At 66.8% G+C, this 16,103-nt stretch carries 13 protein-coding genes; 9 read left to right on the plus strand and 4 right to left on the minus strand.

The window, feature by feature from the left end; all coding sequences use genetic code 11:
- Nucleotides 1–321 precede the first annotated feature (321 nt).
- Nucleotides 322–918 (minus strand): HdeD family acid-resistance protein, encoded by a 597-nt coding sequence (locus tag H9639_RS16515; RefSeq protein ID WP_191809178.1) that lies wholly within the window; start codon nucleotides 916–918, stop codon nucleotides 322–324.
- A 158-nt stretch (nucleotides 919–1,076) separates the two neighbouring features.
- Nucleotides 1,077–1,754, minus strand: coding sequence for a phosphoribosyltransferase (locus tag H9639_RS16520; RefSeq protein WP_191809179.1), 678 nt, complete (start codon nucleotides 1,752–1,754; stop codon nucleotides 1,077–1,079).
- A gap of 146 nt (nucleotides 1,755–1,900) precedes the next feature.
- Here H9639_RS16520 and H9639_RS16525 point away from each other — a divergent pair, with 146 nt between their 5' ends.
- The 6 genes from H9639_RS16525 to H9639_RS16550 all read left to right on the plus strand — a co-directional run bounded on the left by H9639_RS16525 (nucleotide 1,901) and on the right by H9639_RS16550 (nucleotide 9,062).
- Nucleotides 1,901–2,653, plus strand: coding sequence for an SDR family NAD(P)-dependent oxidoreductase (locus H9639_RS16525; RefSeq protein WP_191809180.1), 753 nt, complete (start codon nucleotides 1,901–1,903; stop codon nucleotides 2,651–2,653).
- A 101-nt stretch (nucleotides 2,654–2,754) separates the two neighbouring features.
- Nucleotides 2,755–4,080, plus strand: coding sequence for a M20 family metallopeptidase (locus H9639_RS16530; protein WP_191809181.1), 1,326 nt, complete (start codon nucleotides 2,755–2,757; stop codon nucleotides 4,078–4,080).
- Nucleotides 4,081–4,107: 27 nt separating this feature from the next.
- Nucleotides 4,108–5,718 carry an AbgT family transporter gene (locus H9639_RS16535; protein ID WP_191809182.1) on the plus strand — a complete coding sequence of 537 codons (1,611 nt, stop codon included), beginning with the start codon at nucleotides 4,108–4,110 and terminating at the stop codon, nucleotides 5,716–5,718.
- Nucleotides 5,719–5,762: 44 nt separating this feature from the next.
- Entirely contained in the window at nucleotides 5,763–6,719 is a 957-nt protein-coding gene (locus H9639_RS16540; protein ID WP_191809183.1) for an ATP-grasp domain-containing protein, read from the plus strand.
- Between the two features lie 351 nt (nucleotides 6,720–7,070).
- A complete protein-coding gene (locus H9639_RS16990; protein WP_225219736.1) occupies nucleotides 7,071–7,325 on the plus strand; it encodes a hypothetical protein in 255 nt (84 codons plus the stop codon).
- Nucleotides 7,326–7,373: 48 nt separating this feature from the next.
- Nucleotides 7,374–9,062: a long-chain-fatty-acid--CoA ligase gene (locus H9639_RS16550; RefSeq protein ID WP_191809184.1), complete on the plus strand. Its 1,689-nt coding sequence runs from the start codon at nucleotides 7,374–7,376 to the stop codon at nucleotides 9,060–9,062.
- A 67-nt stretch (nucleotides 9,063–9,129) separates the two neighbouring features.
- On the opposite strand, the gene H9639_RS16555 is transcribed toward H9639_RS16550, so the two are convergent.
- Together H9639_RS16555 and H9639_RS16560 are read right to left on the minus strand one after the other, a co-directional pair.
- Nucleotides 9,130–9,489, minus strand: coding sequence for a cupin domain-containing protein (locus H9639_RS16555; RefSeq protein WP_191809185.1), 360 nt, complete (start codon nucleotides 9,487–9,489; stop codon nucleotides 9,130–9,132).
- Nucleotides 9,490–9,611: 122 nt separating this feature from the next.
- The gene (locus H9639_RS16560; RefSeq protein WP_318242134.1) at nucleotides 9,612–10,409 is read right to left on the minus strand and encodes a VOC family protein; all 798 of its coding nucleotides are present in this window, start codon (nucleotides 10,407–10,409) and stop codon (nucleotides 9,612–9,614) included.
- 439 nt (nucleotides 10,410–10,848) lie between these two features.
- Between H9639_RS16560 and H9639_RS16565 the strand changes: the two genes are divergently transcribed.
- From H9639_RS16565 to H9639_RS16575, 3 genes are all read left to right on the plus strand, one after another.
- Nucleotides 10,849–11,745 carry a YsnF/AvaK domain-containing protein gene (locus tag H9639_RS16565; protein ID WP_191809187.1) on the plus strand — a complete coding sequence of 299 codons (897 nt, stop codon included), beginning with the start codon at nucleotides 10,849–10,851 and terminating at the stop codon, nucleotides 11,743–11,745.
- A 273-nt stretch (nucleotides 11,746–12,018) separates the two neighbouring features.
- Entirely contained in the window at nucleotides 12,019–12,486 is a 468-nt protein-coding gene (locus tag H9639_RS16570; RefSeq protein WP_318242135.1) for a DUF805 domain-containing protein, read from the plus strand.
- Nucleotides 12,487–12,570: 84 nt separating this feature from the next.
- A complete protein-coding gene (locus H9639_RS16575; RefSeq protein WP_191809188.1) occupies nucleotides 12,571–16,086 on the plus strand; it encodes a bifunctional proline dehydrogenase/L-glutamate gamma-semialdehyde dehydrogenase in 3,516 nt (1,171 codons plus the stop codon).
- The last annotated feature ends 17 nt before the right edge of the window (nucleotides 16,087–16,103 follow it).

Below are 16,103 nucleotides of genomic sequence, written 5' to 3' on the forward strand. Positions count from 1 at the left end.
GGGGGGGGAAGGGGGGAGGGGATAAAGGAGGGGAGGGGAAGGGCGCGCGGGAAAGCGGGTGCCGGAAGCGCGGTCAGCAACGGCGGACCGGCGGAATGGGTCAGCAGAGGCTCGCCCGGGCTGGGGGCTTCCCGGCCGGGGCTGAGTTGTCCTCACAGCTTAAGCGGCACCGTGTTACGGCCGGCAGCGCCTGCAGGTTATCGCTGTGTTAACAGCTGCTGGGAACCTGCTGGGAACCTGCTGGACAGCCAGTCGCTGTCAGAGTCTGGGCGCAGGAAGCAACGGCCCCCAAACCGCCACGGCCGGGTACGGGCAGGACTGCTACGCCGTGCGGACGGTTCCGCGCCCGAACGTGATGGCCCTGACGATCTGCACGACGCCCAGGACCACCAGGAAGATACCGCCGAAGATCACTAGCGCGGCCAGCGACTCCACCGGCAGGAACAGCACAACAACTCCCGCGATGATGCTCAGCACTCCGAACGTGATCGCATACCAGCGCGAGCCGCCCGTTTCCGTCTCGGTGAGCGCCATGATGCCTTCGATAATCCAGGCAATCCCCACCACCATGCCCAGCACGGCGAGGGAGGGAATCGGGTTTCGGATGGCCGCGACGCCCAGAATAAAGAGCAGCAGGCCAACCAGGATGTTCAGCACCCGCAGACCCGCTGACATGGGAGACGCTATCCCGCTGACAACCCGGACCGCTCCGGAAATCAGGAAGTACAGGCCAAAGAAGAAGGCGATGACGGAGAGCGTGGCTTCGGGCCAGAACAGCATCAGCAGTCCCAGGATCAACGCCACCGCCCCGGAGATGCCAAACCCGGTCCGGACGGCGGAAATCGTCCGGGATGACAGTTCGCTGGTATCGAGGCTGAGCCCGCCCCAGCCGTAAAAGGTGCCGTGAGTTGTGGACATGTCGGGCCTCCCGGGTGATCGGAATTCTCCCCCAAAGCCCTTCGGATTATCCTCTTGGCGGCACCGGCAGGCCAGCGCTGGCCGCTGCCCGGTCCCGGTCGCACGGAGATTCGGTGCTCCACGCGGAGGTCTATTCCTCCACAGGGGTGTAGGGGGAATCAGCCGAGGCGCAGCAGGGCACGGACCTCAGCGTCGCCGGTTTGCCCGAAGGTCCGGTAGGCCTGACCCACGGAGGACAGGGTGCTCTCCGCCCAGGGGATAACGACGTCGTCCGCCAGCGCTGCGATGTCTCCCTCCGGGGCGCAGCTCATCGGGGCGGCGGCCACCAGCCACTGCGGTTCCAGGCTTCGGACGGCGCCCAGCGCCGCCCGCATGGTGGCTCCGGTGGCCAAGCCATCGTCCACCACAATCACCGTGCTGCCCCGGATCCGCTGCACCGGCTGATGCGGGCGGTAGCGTTCGGCCCGGCGCTGCAGTTCTGCGCTTTCCGCCGCGAGAACCGCCTCCAGCTCAGCCTGCCCGGTGCCGGGCTCGGAGGCCAGCCAGGCCCGTACGACGCCGTCATTCCAGACCGCGGTGCGCTCGCCGGCTGCTTCGGCAACCGCGCCGGCAGCCAGCTCCGGCTGCCGGGGATGGCCGATCTTGCGAACCAGCACCACATCCAGTGCGCCGCCCAGCGCGTCCGCAACCTCGGCCGCAACCGGGACACCGCCGCGGGGCAGGCCCAGGACCAGCAGCCCGTTCCGGCCGCGGTAGCCCGCCAGGGCGCCGGCCAGGACCCGGCCGGCATCAGCCCGGTCGGCGTAGGGATACGGGTGGCCGGAGGCTCGGTTCATGGACACTCCTGCGCTGGCTGTGCTCCCGGGCGCGCGCGGCGGACGGGGTTCTCCCACGGTAGGCGGAGACCGGCTGGCCGGGCAACGGCCTGCCGGTCACGAAAGGGTGCGTTGCAAACCCGTTTGCGCCGTAGCAGGCTGTTCCCATGACTGATACCGCAGTAGTAACGGGTGCAACCTCGGGCCTGGGCGCAGAGTTCGCCCGGCAACTGGCAGAGCGCGGGCACAACCTCGTCCTCACCGCCCGGGACCAGGAACGGCTTGAGGCCAAGGCTGCGGAGCTGTCGGCCCGTTACGGGGTAAAGGTGGCAGTGCTTCCGGCAGACCTCGCCACGCCTGAGGGAGTGGAGGCAGTAGCGGCCCGGGTGGCGCAGCCCGACGTCGGAATCCTGGTGAACAACGCCGGGTACGGGCTGAAGGACGATTTCCATATCAACACCGCCAAAGCTGAACTGGATAACCTGAATGTGCTCGTGAGCGCGCCGCTGCGGCTGAGCCACGCAGCCGTGAACTCCATGCTGGCCAGGGGCGGCGGCCGGATCATCAACGTCGCATCCGTTGCCGGGTTCGTTCCGCGCGGCACCTACAGTGCCGCCAAGGCCTGGGTGATCAGCTTCAGCCGCTGGGCCAATCTGCACTATGCCGCCCGAGGCCTCTCCGCAACGGCGCTCTGTCCCGGCTTTGTGCACACCGAATTCCATGAACGGATGCAGATGGATAAGTCACCGTTCCCGGGGTGGATGTGGCTCGACGCGGAACGCGTGGTCCGCGAAGGACTTGCGGATGCCTTTGCGGGAAAGAGCATTTCGATTCCGTCCAAACGCTACAAAATCCTCGCTTCGATCGGCCGCCGGGGGCCGCAGGCGCTGGTCGCGCGGGTTGCTGCCCGCGGCCGCTGACCCGCAAAGCGTAGAGCAGGAGGGCTGAATCCGGAACCCCCGGGTACGGAATGTTTAGCCGTCCTAACAACGTGCCCGCTTTCGGTCATAGGGTGGCCGATATGACCCAGCCGACTCAGCCCAGCACCACGTATCTGGACCACCTGGAGGCCGAAACCCGGAGCCGCCAGGGAACAGCCCAACATGAGGAGTCACCGTTTGCCGGCGCTCCGGAAGCCGCTGCCACAACGGTTGAAGCCCGGGTGGACCTCCTGGCTCCGGAGCTCAGCGGCCTGGCCGCTGAACTGCACCGGGACCCCGAAACCGCCTATCAGGAGCACCGCAGCGCCCGGCGCATCGCGGACCTCCTGGAACACCACGGCGTAGCTGCCCGGGTGGGGGTCCACGGCCTGGACACGGCGGTGCGGGCGGAGGCGGGCAGCGGCTCTCCGGTCATCGCGGTCATGGCCGAATACGATGCCCTGCCCGGCATCGGCCACGCCTGCGGACACAACGTGATCGCCGCCGCCGGCGTCGGTGCCTTCCTTGCCCTGGCTCTCACGCTGCAGGAGGAGCCCAATGCGTTTCCCGGGGCGGTGGTGCTGCTGGGGACCCCTGCCGAGGAAGGCTATTCCGGCAAGGAAGTTATGGCCCGCAACGGAGCATTGGACGGCGTGGATGCAGCGGTGATGGTTCACCCCTACGGTCAGGATGTGGTGGACCAGGTGTGGCTGGGCCGCAGGCTCCTCACCGTGACGTTCACCGGCGTCGCGGCACATGCCTCCGCACAGCCCTTTATGGGCCGCAACGCGCTCGACGCCGCCACCCTCGCCTATTCGGGGATTGGCCTGCTGCGCCAGCAGCTCCCGCCGTCCGACCGGGTGCACGCGGTGATCACCGACGGCGGCGCGCGCCCAAGTATCGTCCCGGAACGCGCCGAGATGAAGCTCTACGCCCGGTCCAAATACCCCGAATCGCTCCGGGAACTGAGCCGCCGGCTCGAGGACGTGGCCCGCGGTGCCGCGTTGATGACCGGCACCGGCGTGGACCTGGACTGGGATGAGCACCCGCCGTCGCTGCCCGTCCGCACCAACCGTGCCCTGACCGGCCGCTGGCTGGCCGCGCAACGCCGGCGCGGCCGCCAGCCGCTCCCGGGCGGTGTGGTGTCCGAAACCCTCGCTGCCTCCACCGACTTCGGGAACATCAGCTACCGGGTGCCCGGGATCCATCCGCTGATTGGCATTTCCAGCCCGGATATTGCCCTGCACACCCGGGAGTTTGCCGACGCTGCAGGCTCCGCGGCGGCGGGCAGGGCCGCGGTGGACGGAGCGGCAGGCCTGGCGCTGACGGCGCTGGATTATCTCTGCGATCCGAACCTCCAGGCCGCGGCCGCGGAAGAATTCGCCGCGGCCGGCGGTCCGGTGGACGTCCCCGGTTATTTCGCCTGATCTTTTCCTACTGCGAAGGATGCATCGATGAACGCTGCCCCCGCCGGCACCTCCCGCGCCTCGGCGACAGACAAGGTGCTCGCCGGCATCGAACGGGCGGGAAACCGCCTGCCGGATCCCTTTGTCCTGTTCCTCCTCCTTTTTGCGGCCGTTGCTGTGACCTCCACGCTGATGGCCTGGGCAAACGTCACGGTCACCGTGCCGGGAAGCGCTGAAGCCACCGCCATCAAGGGTCTCTTCACGGCGGAGGGAATGACCTGGCTGACCACTACCCTGGGCGCGAATTACCTGGGCTTCCCGCCACTGGCCACGGTGCTGCCCATCCTGCTGGCCGTCGGGGTGGCGGAGAAGTCAGGGCTCCTCGCCGCTCTGATCCGCCGCGCCTTCGGCGCTGCACCGCGCTGGGCCCTGCCCTACGCCGTCGGGCTGGTGGGTGTAGCCGGCTCCATCATGGCGGACGCCGCATTCGTGGTGATTCCACCGCTGGCCGCCCTGGTGTTTAAGGCTGCCGGGCGGCATCCGGTGGCCGGCCTGCTGGGCGGGTTCGCAGCTGCCGGGGCCGGTTATTCCACCTCCATGCTGGTCACCTCCCTGGATGCGCTCTTCGCTGGAATCACCACGGCGGTCACCGGCGCCCTGCCAGATCCGGGGTCGCCGGTCAACCCGCTCTCCAACTACTTCTTCAACGTGGTGTCCTCCGGGGTGCTGATCCTGGCCGCGGGTTTCCTCATTGACAAGGTTCTGGAGCCGCGGCTGGTGAAACAGGGGGTGGCGCGCATGGAATCCGAAGAAACGGACGACGACGGCGCCCCGCTTCCGGCGGCCGGCCAGGGGTCCGCAGCCGGTCAGCCGGCCGCACTGGATCCGAATCTGAGTCCGCTGGAACGCCGGGGCCTGCGCTGGGCGCTGGCGATCGGTGCGGTTGTTGCGCTGGCGATCGCGGTGGGCTCGCTGCTGCCGGATTCGCCGTGGCGCAATGAGGACGGTGGCTTCCTGCCGGCTTCACCGTTGCTTTCCTCCATCGTGTTCATCGTTTTTGTGCTTTTTGTGATCCCTGGCCTCGTCTACGGGAGGATCACCGGGACCATGCCGTCGGCGAGTGACATACCCCGGGTTATGGGGCTGTCCCTCAAGGAAATGAGCGGCTTCCTGGTCCTGGCCTTTGTGCTGGGCCAGTTCATCGCCCTGTTCAACTGGTCGGGGATCGGGAACTGGATTGCGGTAGCCGGAGCCTCCGGTCTGGAATCGATCGGGCTGACGGGTTACCCGGCCATTCTGGCCTTTATCGTCCTGGCCTCGCTGCTGAACCTTTTCATCATTTCCGGGTCCGCCATGTGGACGCTGATGGCAGCCGTGTTTGTGCCGATGTTTGCGCTGCTTGGCTACGAACCGGCCTTTGTGCAGGCGGCCTTCCGAGTGGGGGATTCAGCCACCCAGGTGCTCACCCCGCTGAACCCGTACATGATTGTGCTGCTGACCATGCTGCGCCGCTACGAGCCCTCCGCCGGGCTGGGCACGGTCATTTCCCGCATGCTCCCGTTTACCGTGGTGTTCTGGCTGGCCTGGGTTGCCGTGCTGACCGTCTTTTATGTCTTTGATCTGCCCCTCGGTCCGGGGAACGGCATCTTCATCCAGTAGGCTTCCAACACCTTCCAACTCCGGTCTTGTTCGAAAGGTCCACCATGGCTCTGCCCGTCTACGCCCTGCACGAAAACCCCGAATGGTTCCCGCCCTTTGCGCGGGCCTTCGAAGCCGAAGGGGTCCAGGTGCATGAATGGCTGCTGACCGACGGAGTGCTTGACCTGGACGAGGCCCCGCCGGAAGGGATCTTCTGGTCCCGGATCAGCGCTTCCTCCCATACCCGCGGGAACGCGCTCTCCAAGGACTATGCCCGCGCCGTCCTTGCATGGCTCGAAGCGCACGGCCGGCGCACGGTCAACGGGCGGCGGGTGCTGGAACTGGAAATGAGCAAGGTGGACCAGCTGACCGCGCTGCGGGCCGCCGGCATCCAGACGCCGCGGACCGTCGCCGCCGTCGGGCGCTCCCAGATCCTGGCCGCGGCCAAGGAATTTCCCGTGCCGTTTATCCTGAAGCACAACCAGGGCGGAAAGGGACTCGGCGTCCGGAAATTTGAATCCCATGGCGAGCTGGCGGACTACGTGGCCTCGGAGGAGTTCGAAGAGCCCCAGGACGGGATCACCCTGGTCCAGGAATACATCCAGGCAGCCGAACCCTTCATCACCCGGGTGGAGCTGGTCGGCGGAGAGTTTATCTATGCCATCCGTGCCGACACCGCCCGGGGCGGATTCCAGCTGTGCCCGGCGGACGCATGCGCGGTTGACCCCATCACCGGAAAGCCCGTCCTGCCGCCCGGCGCCACGATCGCGCCGGAGCCGGATACCCAGCTGTTCAGTCTGCGGGAGGGTTTCAACCATCCCATCATCGGCGCCTATCAGGACTTCGCCCGCCGGATGAACCTGGAAGTCTGCGGCATCGAGTTCATTGAGTCTGCCGACGGCAGGCTCCTCACCTATGACGTAAACACCAATACCAACTACAACGCCGCGGTCGAAGCCGCGGCCCCGGCATCTGCCCCGCGGGCGCTCGCAGCTTACCTGCGCCGGCTGGCGCAGCAGTAACAGCCGGAGGCGCTGTATCCGGGCCGGGGATTCCATCAGAAAGAGAGCTGGATATGACCGGAGAGCGGACACTTTCCCCCTGGCAGCGCTTCTGGGAACACGGCGGCTGGTGGCGGGCCATCCTGCTGACGGGTGTTTACTTTGTGCTGTACCAGGCAGGGTCGCTGCTCTTCCTGCCCCTGGCGGGTAGGGCTGCAGACCCGGCCAGCGCTCTTTACATCCTGCTGCTGGTTGGCCTGCCGGTCCTTCTCGGCGGACTGATCCTCGTGGTGTTCGCGCTCTCCACCGGGTGGCTGGGGGAGCTGTTCCGCCGCCAGCCGATCAGTGGCCGGACCTGGATGTGGACCGCGGTTGCCGTCGTTCTGCATGTACCTGGCGCTGAGGGTCACCGGGAACCTGCTGTGGCCCATTCTCCTGCACGCCAGCACCGATCCGGCGATTTTCCTGCAAACTGCCTACCCCGCGGATACCGCGTTGGCCGGGGCCGCTTCCCTGGGCAACATTCCGGTCATCATTCTCGGAATCGTCTTTTTCTTTTGTATCCGCGGGCGCGTTGAAACGCCGGGGCTCCCAGCGGGACCGGGAGCGGCGAAGCTGTCCTCGTGAATACCGGCGAATATAGTCGAAGTACCGATTCTAAGGAGCCGTATTTCTATGACAGCCGCCCAGGAACCGCTGTGGGTCAAGCATTACCAGCCCGGCGTGCCGGCCGAAATTGAGCTGCCCACCGGGTCTCTGACCGCCATGATGGAAGACGCCGTCGCCCGCTTTGGGTCTAAGACCGCCCTGGAGTTCTTCGGTGGCGAAACCACGTACGCGCAGCTGGGCGACCAGATTAACCGGGCCGCCGAGGGACTGCGCAGGCTTGGGGTGCGCAAAGGGCACCGGGTGGCGATCATCCTGCCGAACTGCCCGCAGTACCTCATCGCGTTTTATGCCGTGCTGCGGCTGGGCGGAGTGGTTGTCGGGCACAATCCGCTCTACACCGAGCGCGAACTGCGGCACCAGTTCGAGAACCACGGTGCGCAGGTTGCCATCGTGTGGGATAAGGCCGTGGAGAAAGTCCAGGACTTCCCGGATGACGTCGCGGTGCCGAAAATCGTTTCGGTGGATATCACCAGGGCCATGCCCCGGCTGAAACAGCTTGGATTGCGTCTTCCACTTCCATCCCTCCGCCGCACCCGGGCCGGTCTGACCACCAAGACGGAAAACACGATTCCCTGGGAAAAGCTGCTGGCCAACCCTCCCCTCGATCCGGAGCACCCCAAGCCCGGGGTCGCCGACCTCGCCGCACTGCAGTACACCTCCGGAACCACCGGAACGCCCAAGGGTGCGATGCTCACGCACTACAACCTGCGGTCCAACGCGCTGCAGGGGCAGGCCTGGATGCACGGAGCCGAAGAAGGTAAAGAGGTCATCTACGGTGTGCTGCCGATGTTCCACGCCTTCGGGCTGACGCTGTACCTGACCTTCGCCATCCTGACCGGGTCCCGGCTGGTGCTCTTCCCCAAGTTCGACGTTGACCTGGTGCTGGACGCTGCCAAAAAATCCAAACCCACTGTCTTCTGCGCCGTCCCGCCGATTTACGAAAAGGTGGCAGTCGAATCCAAGAAACGCGGAATCGACATCTCCACCATCCGGTATGCCATTTCCGGGGCCATGACCCTGCCGGCCAAGACCGTGGAACTGTGGGAGGACGTCTCCGGCGGCCTGCTGGTGGAAGGGTACGGCCTGACCGAATCCTCGCCCGTGGCGCTGGGCAACCCCTTCGCGGAAACCCGCCGCAACGGCACCATCGGTGTGCCCTTCCCCAGCACCCGCATGCGGGTTGTGGATCCGGAGGACGTTGCGCGGGACGTGCCGCAGGGTGAACCGGGAGAACTGCTGATCAGCGGCCCCCAGGTGTTTACCGGCTACTGGAACAACCCGGGGGAGACCGGGGAGGTCCTGACCGAGGACGGCTGGCTGCGGACCGGAGACATCGTCACCGTGGACGAAGACGGCTTTGTGAAGGTGGTGGACCGGCGCAAGGAACTGATCATTACCGGCGGATTCAACGTCTCACCGAGCGAAGTTGAGGACGTCCTGCGCAGCAGCCAGGACGTTGCCGATGCCGCCGTCATCGGGCTGCCCGGCGAGGACGGCAACGAACAGGTGGTTGCCGCCGTCGTGCTGCAGCCGGACACCGAACTGGACGAAGCGGCACTGCGGGCATTCTGCCGGGAGCGCCTGACGGCGTACAAAGTCCCACGCCGCATCCTGGCGATCGAAGAGCTGCCCAAATCAATGCTCGGCAAGGTGCTGCGCCGCCAGGTGCGGGAGGCGCTGAAGGACTCCCTGTAGCCTCCGGCTAGCCCGACGCCAGCGGCACCACGCCTGGGGAGACGGAATTAACGCCGACCCGCCTGCCTCAGGCCCGGGGCGCGCCGGGAGCCTCCCCATGGCTGTCGCCGGTTTGGCTGGTCACCGTAGTCAGCAGGAAGACGGAGTCCTCAAGCGCCTCGACTCCGTGGCGCACGTGGGTCAGCGCGACGATCTCCCCGGCCGCAATTTCCGACTGGTCCTGGCCAGTAACCCGTACCCGTCCGTTCAAGACGTACATGCTCGCAGCCGGGGGAGAGTTGTGCTCGGCCAGGGTTTGGCCCGCCTTGAGCGCGAGAATGGTCTGGCGCAGCGGGCCGTCATGGACCAGGACCGCTGCTGACCGGCCCTTCTCAGTTGCGCTGGCTTCTTCGAGGGCCTTCGTGGCAGCCGTGTCTACGCTGGGCATATTCTCTCCTGTGGCTCGGTCTATCCGCGGGCTCCGCCAAGTGGTGGAATCACCTGCCCAGCCTAGCCGCAGGGGCACACAGGACCGCCTGCACCTGTAGCAGCCGGCGGACGCGGGTTGGCTCAGCCGGACGGGGGCGTGAACTGGCTGATGGTGAACTCCGCACCCTGCGGGTCCCGGATCAATGCCGTGCGGGACCACTGCTCATTGGACTGGCTTTGCACCGTGGCTCCGAGCCGTTCTGCATCCGCGGCGGACTGGTCGCGGTCGGCCACGGCAAAGGAGACGTGCCAGTGCGGCCGGTCACCGGGTGCCGCCGGTGCAAACCAGGCGATCGCATCCTCGAAGCCGGAAGGGGTTGCGACGGCGGCCTGCCGCGCCCGGATATCGGGGTCAACCGTAGCCTCCAGATGATCGCCGTAGCCGGGGCGGCGCACCAGCCACCCGAAGCCAAGATCGTCCACCTGCCAGCCGAATCCCTCCCCGTAGAACGCTTTGGCTGCCGCAATGTCGGTGGTATGGAGATCACTGAAATTCCAGGAGCCCGGGCGGTTCACCGTCTGGGTCCCCAACCGGCGGCGGGCTTGCCAGATGCGGAATTCGGCACCTTCCGGATCAGTCAGCACAGCGGTGCGGCCGCCCTCGCCCGCATCGGCCGGCGCGGACCGCACTGCGGCGCCGGCGGAAGCCAGTCTTCCGATGGCTGCATCGGCGTCGTCGACGGCAATATAGGTGTTCCACGCCGCATGCTGGCTGCTGCCGGACAGCCCGCCGATGTCCGCACCGTCAAGCGTGGCGATCAGGTAGCGGCCGGGCGCTTCCGGGGGCATGGCGTCCGCAAAGGACCAGCCAAAAAATCTGCCGTAAAAATCAGCGGCCGCGTCGACGTCGGGCTGCTCGGTGTCGATCCAGCTCGGCACGCCAGCCGGATAGGTCCTTGGCATCATCCTTCGCTCCCGTCCACGCCCGTCAGCCCACTGCCACGTCAGTCCAGCACCACCCCAGTTCACGGCACAGCATAGTGCGCCGGGAGCCGGCAGGGTATCCCCGCCGCACGCCCGCACCCCACCCGTATCGACGGCATGCCGCCCCGCCGGAGGCGGCCCGGTTCCGTCTCCGGACTCCTATTGACGGACCTGACCCGAGGCAGTGGAATGATAAGTAGGCTTGGTAATGCAGGCCTGGCCTTCACAAAGGGCCATTGAGTCACGGATTTGGGCCACGGTACGGCACGGTGCATCGCCGGCCATCCTGCCGCCGCAGGCGGACGCGGCAGGGGCAGCCGTTGACTCTGACTGATCGGAACTGACACGCCGGGAACCCCTGGCGGAGATTCGCTGCCGAAGGAGAAAACACACGATGATCAGCAATCAGCAAGTCGAAGGACTCATGTCCGCCTCGGGGAACGTCCTGGGACCGAACGGCGACAAAATCGGATCAGTGGGAACGTTCTACCTCGACGACCAGACCAACGAACCGGCCTGGGTCACGGTCAACACCGGACTGTTTGGAACCAATGAGACCTTTGTCCCCCTCAGCGAGGCAACCGTGGAGGGCATCGATGTGCTGGTGCCCTACTCCAAGGAAGAGGTCAAGAACGCTCCGCAGATCGAGAGTGATGGCTCCATCAGCGCGGAAGAGGAAGTCACCCTCTACCGGTATTACGGCTTCACGTATGACGACGGCACCGCCGGGACGGTCAGTTCCGACGCCGGTACGGACACACTCAATAGGCCCGAAACCATATCCGGAACGGACACCATTTCAGGCACGGACCGGGATACCGCGTCCGGTACGGGCAGGTCAGCAGCCGCCGGTGCGAACATCGACGACGCGATGACCCGCTCCGAGGAGCGCCTCGACGTGGGCACGGAACAGCGTGAGACCGGCAAGGCCCGGCTGCGCAAGTACACCGTGACCGAAACCGTGACGACTCAGGTTCCGGTCAGCCACGAGGAAGTCCGGATCGAGCGTGAGCCGGTCACGGACGCCAACCGGGACGCCGCGATGCGCGGAGAAGAGCTTCGGGAGGACGAGTACGAAGTCACGCTGCACAGCGAGGAGCCCGTGGTCCGCAAGCACACCGAACCGGTGGAGCGTGTCCGGCTCGAAACAGAGACGGTAACCGGTACGGAATCCGTATCCGGGGACATCCGAAAGGAAAAGATCGATACCGAAGTGGACGAGGCCACAAAGCGGAATACGTCCACTGGGTCGGATACCAAGCCGGACGACGGATCAGAGAGTTCCCGCTGACTCCAGCCCATTGGGGGATCTGCTGAACCGGCGCAAAAGAGGCATCTGTTCCCCGCCGTCCCTCCAGGGGTGCGGCGGGGTTCGGCTGTCTGGAGGACCGCGCTGGCCTGCATAAACACCCGTTTTCCGCGTCTCGACGCGCAGGCTGATGTCGGCTAGTATCCCTTCGACGCTTAATCACTAAGCGCCCTTCGTTTCCAGCGAATCTTCAGGGGGAAATCATGTCTGCCGCAGTATGCCCAAAATCCGTATGTCCAGGCCCCGTCAGGTCCCGTGCCCCTCTCGCAGCCGCTCTACGGAGCCAGCTTCGGTGCGGCCATCAAGCGTTTCTTTCAGAAATACGCCACCTTCTCCGGCCGCGCGAGCCGCAGCGAGTACTGGTGGTACACGTTGTTCCAGTTCATCGTGATCACCGTTCTCTACATCGGCCTGATGATTGCACTTACCGCGAGCATCGATCCGGTGACGGGCGACCTAAAGAGCACCAGCTTCATGATTCCCATGGTCCTGCTGGTAATCTTCGGGCTGGCCACGCTGGTCCCGGGCCTCGCGCTGACGGTGCGCCGTCTCCATGACGGAGGCTTTTCCGGCTGGCTGGTGCTGGTGGCTCTTGTGCCCGGTCTGGGTGCCCTCGCAATCGCGGTCCTCGCACTGATGCCGAGCAAGCCCGAGGGAGCACGGTTCGACGCCGGCGCCCAGCAGCAGTACGCACCCTACCCTCCGGCCTCCCCGCAGGCCTAGCCTGACGCGGACCTGCCGGGATATAACCGCAGGTCCGGCGGGCAGCCCCTTCCCGAACGCCGCTGCGGCTTCGATACTGAGGGTATGAAGGAAACCACCTCCGCTGGACCCCTTCCGGACGGGCCGCCAGCCGTCCCGGAGGGGCCGCCGCCTGCCCCGCCCGCCCCTCAGGAACTGGCTGAGGAGACCGTCCAGCTGGTCAGGCGCTGGCTGACGGAGGCGTCCGCCATCAGGGTGGACGCCTCCGCGGCTCAGTTGGCGGGGATTCTGAAGGACCCCGGCGGACTCGAATTCACGGTCGGATTCGTCGATGGCGTTGTGCGCCCCGAAGACCTCTCCGTCGCTGCCCGGAACCTGGCGGAGCTGGCCCCCAAAGTTCCCGGCTTCCTGCCCTGGTACCTGCGGGCAGCTGCCCGGGCCGGGGGGATGCTGGCGCCTGTACTGCCCGGTGTTGTGGTCCCAGCAGCCCGCCTGGTCCTGCGGCGGATGGTCGGGCACCTGATTATCGACGCCACCGACGCCCGGCTGGGCAAGGCCATCCGCCGGATCCGCCGCGACGGTGTCCGCCTCAACATGAATCTCCTGGGCGAAGCCGTCCTGGGACAGCGGGAGGCAGCCCGCCGCCTGGAAGGCACCCGCCGCCTGCTGGCCAGGGACGACGTCGATTATGTCTCGGTGAAAGTCTCCTCCACAGTTGCCCCGCACGCGCCGTGGGCTTTCGACGAGGCCGTGGCCAACGTCGTCGACACCCTGACACCGCTCTACCGGCTTGCTGCCAGCGGGTCCCCGCCCAAGTTCATCAACCTGGACATGGAGGAGTACAAGGACCTTGAGCTGACCCTGGCGGTTTTTATGGAGCTCCTCTCGCAACCGGAATTCCACCAGCTGGAGGCCGGGCTGGTGCTGCAGGCCTACCTCCCTGATGCCCTGGCCGCCATGCAGCGGCTGCAGTCCTTCGCCGCCGAGCGGCGGGCCCGGGGCGGAGCGGGTATCAAGGTACGGCTCGTCAAGGGGGCGAACCTGCCGATGGAACTGGTGGAGTCATCTCTCCACGGTTGGCCCCTGGCCACCTGGGACACCAAACAGGAGACCGACACGAACTACAAACGGGTCCTGGACTATGCCCTGCACCCGGACCGGACCGCGAATGTCCGCCTCGGCGTTGCCGGCCACAACCTCTTCGACATCGCCTACGCCTGGCTGCTCGCCGGGCGCCGCGGTGTGCGGGACGGGATCGACGTCGAAATGCTGCTGGGCATGGCCGCCGCCCAGGCACAGGTGGTTAAGCAGGACGTCGGTCAGCTGCTGCTTTATACCCCGGTGGTGCACCCGGACGAGTTCGACGTCGCAATCGCTTACCTGGTCCGGCGGCTGGAGGAAGGGGCGAGCAGTGAGAACTTTATGTCCGCCGTCTTCGACCTCAGCACCAACGAAGCCCTGTTTGAGCGCGAACGCCGGCGGTTCAGCGCGTCCTTGGAGGCGCTGGATGCCCGCGTCCCCGAACCCCGCCGGCGGCAGGACCGGACGGCGCCTCCGGAACCTGCCGGAGCGGAATTCACCAACACCCCAGACTTCGCCAACACCCAGGACACTGACCCGTCGCTGCCGGCGAACCGGGGCTGGGGAAGGGGGATCCTGGCACGTGTGCCCGGTTCCGCCCTGGGGCTGCTCGAGGTCGAAGCGGCCCGGATCGAGACCGAGGAAGAACTCGAGGACCTCATGGCTGAAGCGGTCCAGGCCCAGGCTGGCTGGGCTGCCCTTTCCGGTGCCGGGCGGGCCGCAGTGCTGCGCCGGGCGGCAGACAGCCTGGAAGCGCGCCGGGCACAGCTGCTGGAAGTCATGGCGGCCGAGGCAGGTAAGACTCTGGATCAGGGCGACCCGGAGGTTTCCGAAGCCGTGGACTTTGCCCGCTACTACGCGGAGCGCGCGGCCGACCTGGACCAGATCGACGGAGCCCGTTTCCATCCGGCCAGGCTGACCGTGGTCACCCCGCCCTGGAACTTCCCCGTGGCCATCCCCGCCGGGTCCACCCTCGCAGCGCTGGCCGCCGGATCCGCCGTCGTGCTCAAACCCGCCGGCCCCGCCAGCCGGTGCGGCGCGGTGCTTGCCGCGGCTCTCTGGGACGCGGGAGTGCCGCGCGGTGTGCTGCAGTTCGTGCAGCTGGGGGAAGCCGAACTCGGGCGGCAGCTGATTTCCCACCCCGCCGTGGACCGGGTGATCCTTACCGGCGGTTACGAAACTGCGGAGCTCTTCCGGTCCTTCCGGACGGACCTGCCGCTGCTGGCGGAAACTTCGGGGAAGAATGCGATCGTTGTGACGCCCAGCGCCGACTTCGACCTGGCGGCGCGGGATGTGGCGGCCTCCGGGTTCGGCCACGCCGGGCAGAAGTGCTCGGCCGCCTCCCTGGTGATTCTGGTGGGCTCCGTGGCGGAATCCCGCCGCTTCCACAACCAGATGCTGGACGCCGTGCAGTCGCTGGACGTGGGACGGCCGGAGGATCCGCAGACGCAGATGGGCCCCGTGGTGGAACCGGCGTCCGGAAAGCTGCTGCGCGGACTGACCGAGCTGGGGGTGGGGGAGTCCTGGGTGCTGCAGCCGCAGAAACTGGACCTGGCGGGCAGGCTGTGGACTCCCGGGATCCGCGCCGGGGTCCGGCCGGGATCCGAGTTTCATCTCACCGAGTATTTTGGCCCGGTACTGGGTGTGATGCGGGCCCGGACGCTGGCGGAAGCCGTCCAGCTGCAGAACCAGGTGGACTACGGCCTCACCGCCGGGCTGCACTCCCTGGATCCGGAAGAAATCACCTACTGGACTAGGGCCGTTCAGGCCGGGAACCTTTACGTCAACCGCGGTATTACCGGTGCGATCGTGCGGCGGCAACCGTTTGGCGGCTGGAAGAAATCGTCGGTGGGAACCGGCACCAAGGCGGGTGGACCGAACTACCTGCTGGCACTGGGCGACTGGAGTTCCCAGCCGGCACAGGACACTGCCCCGGTCCGCGGTGCCACTGCGGTGCTGCTGGCCGAGGCGGAGAACTCCGGATGTTTCTCCGCCCGCGATCTGGAGTTCCTCGCCCGGTCGGCAGGCAGCGACACCGCCGTGTCGTCCGCTGACTACGGGCAGGTCCGGGACGTTTCCGGTCTCCTCGCGGAACGGAACCTGTTCCGTTACCTCCCGGTTCCGGTGGAGGTCCGCCTCTCCGAAGGAGAGCCGACGGCGGCACTGCTGCGGGTGCTGGCGGCGGCCCTGCAGGCCGGCTCACCGGCGCGGGTCTCGCTTCCGGCGGCGCTTCCTTCGGCGATCACGGCCCTGTTGGCTGGCCACGGGTTCGTTCTCAGCATCGAGGACGACGCCGGATGGCTGGCCAGGCTGGGGACCGGCACCGGCCTGCCCTCCCGGATCCGGCTGATCGGCGGGGACCGGCAGGCGGTGGCGGAAGCAACCGGCGGCCGCCCCGACGTCGCCGTTTATGCCCAGCCGGTGACCGAGGCCGGAAGGGTGGAGCTGCTCCCGTTCCTGCACGAGCAGGCCATCAGCATCACGGCTCACCGGTTCGGGACGCCGAGCCCCCTGGCGGATGTCCCGCTGGGGTGGGGCTAAGCTGGCCACAGCTCATC

Origin of the sequence: Arthrobacter gallicola (assembly GCF_014836775.1) — a bacterium.
GTDB classification, from domain to species: Bacteria; Actinomycetota; Actinomycetes; order Actinomycetales; family Micrococcaceae; genus Arthrobacter_B; species Arthrobacter_B gallicola.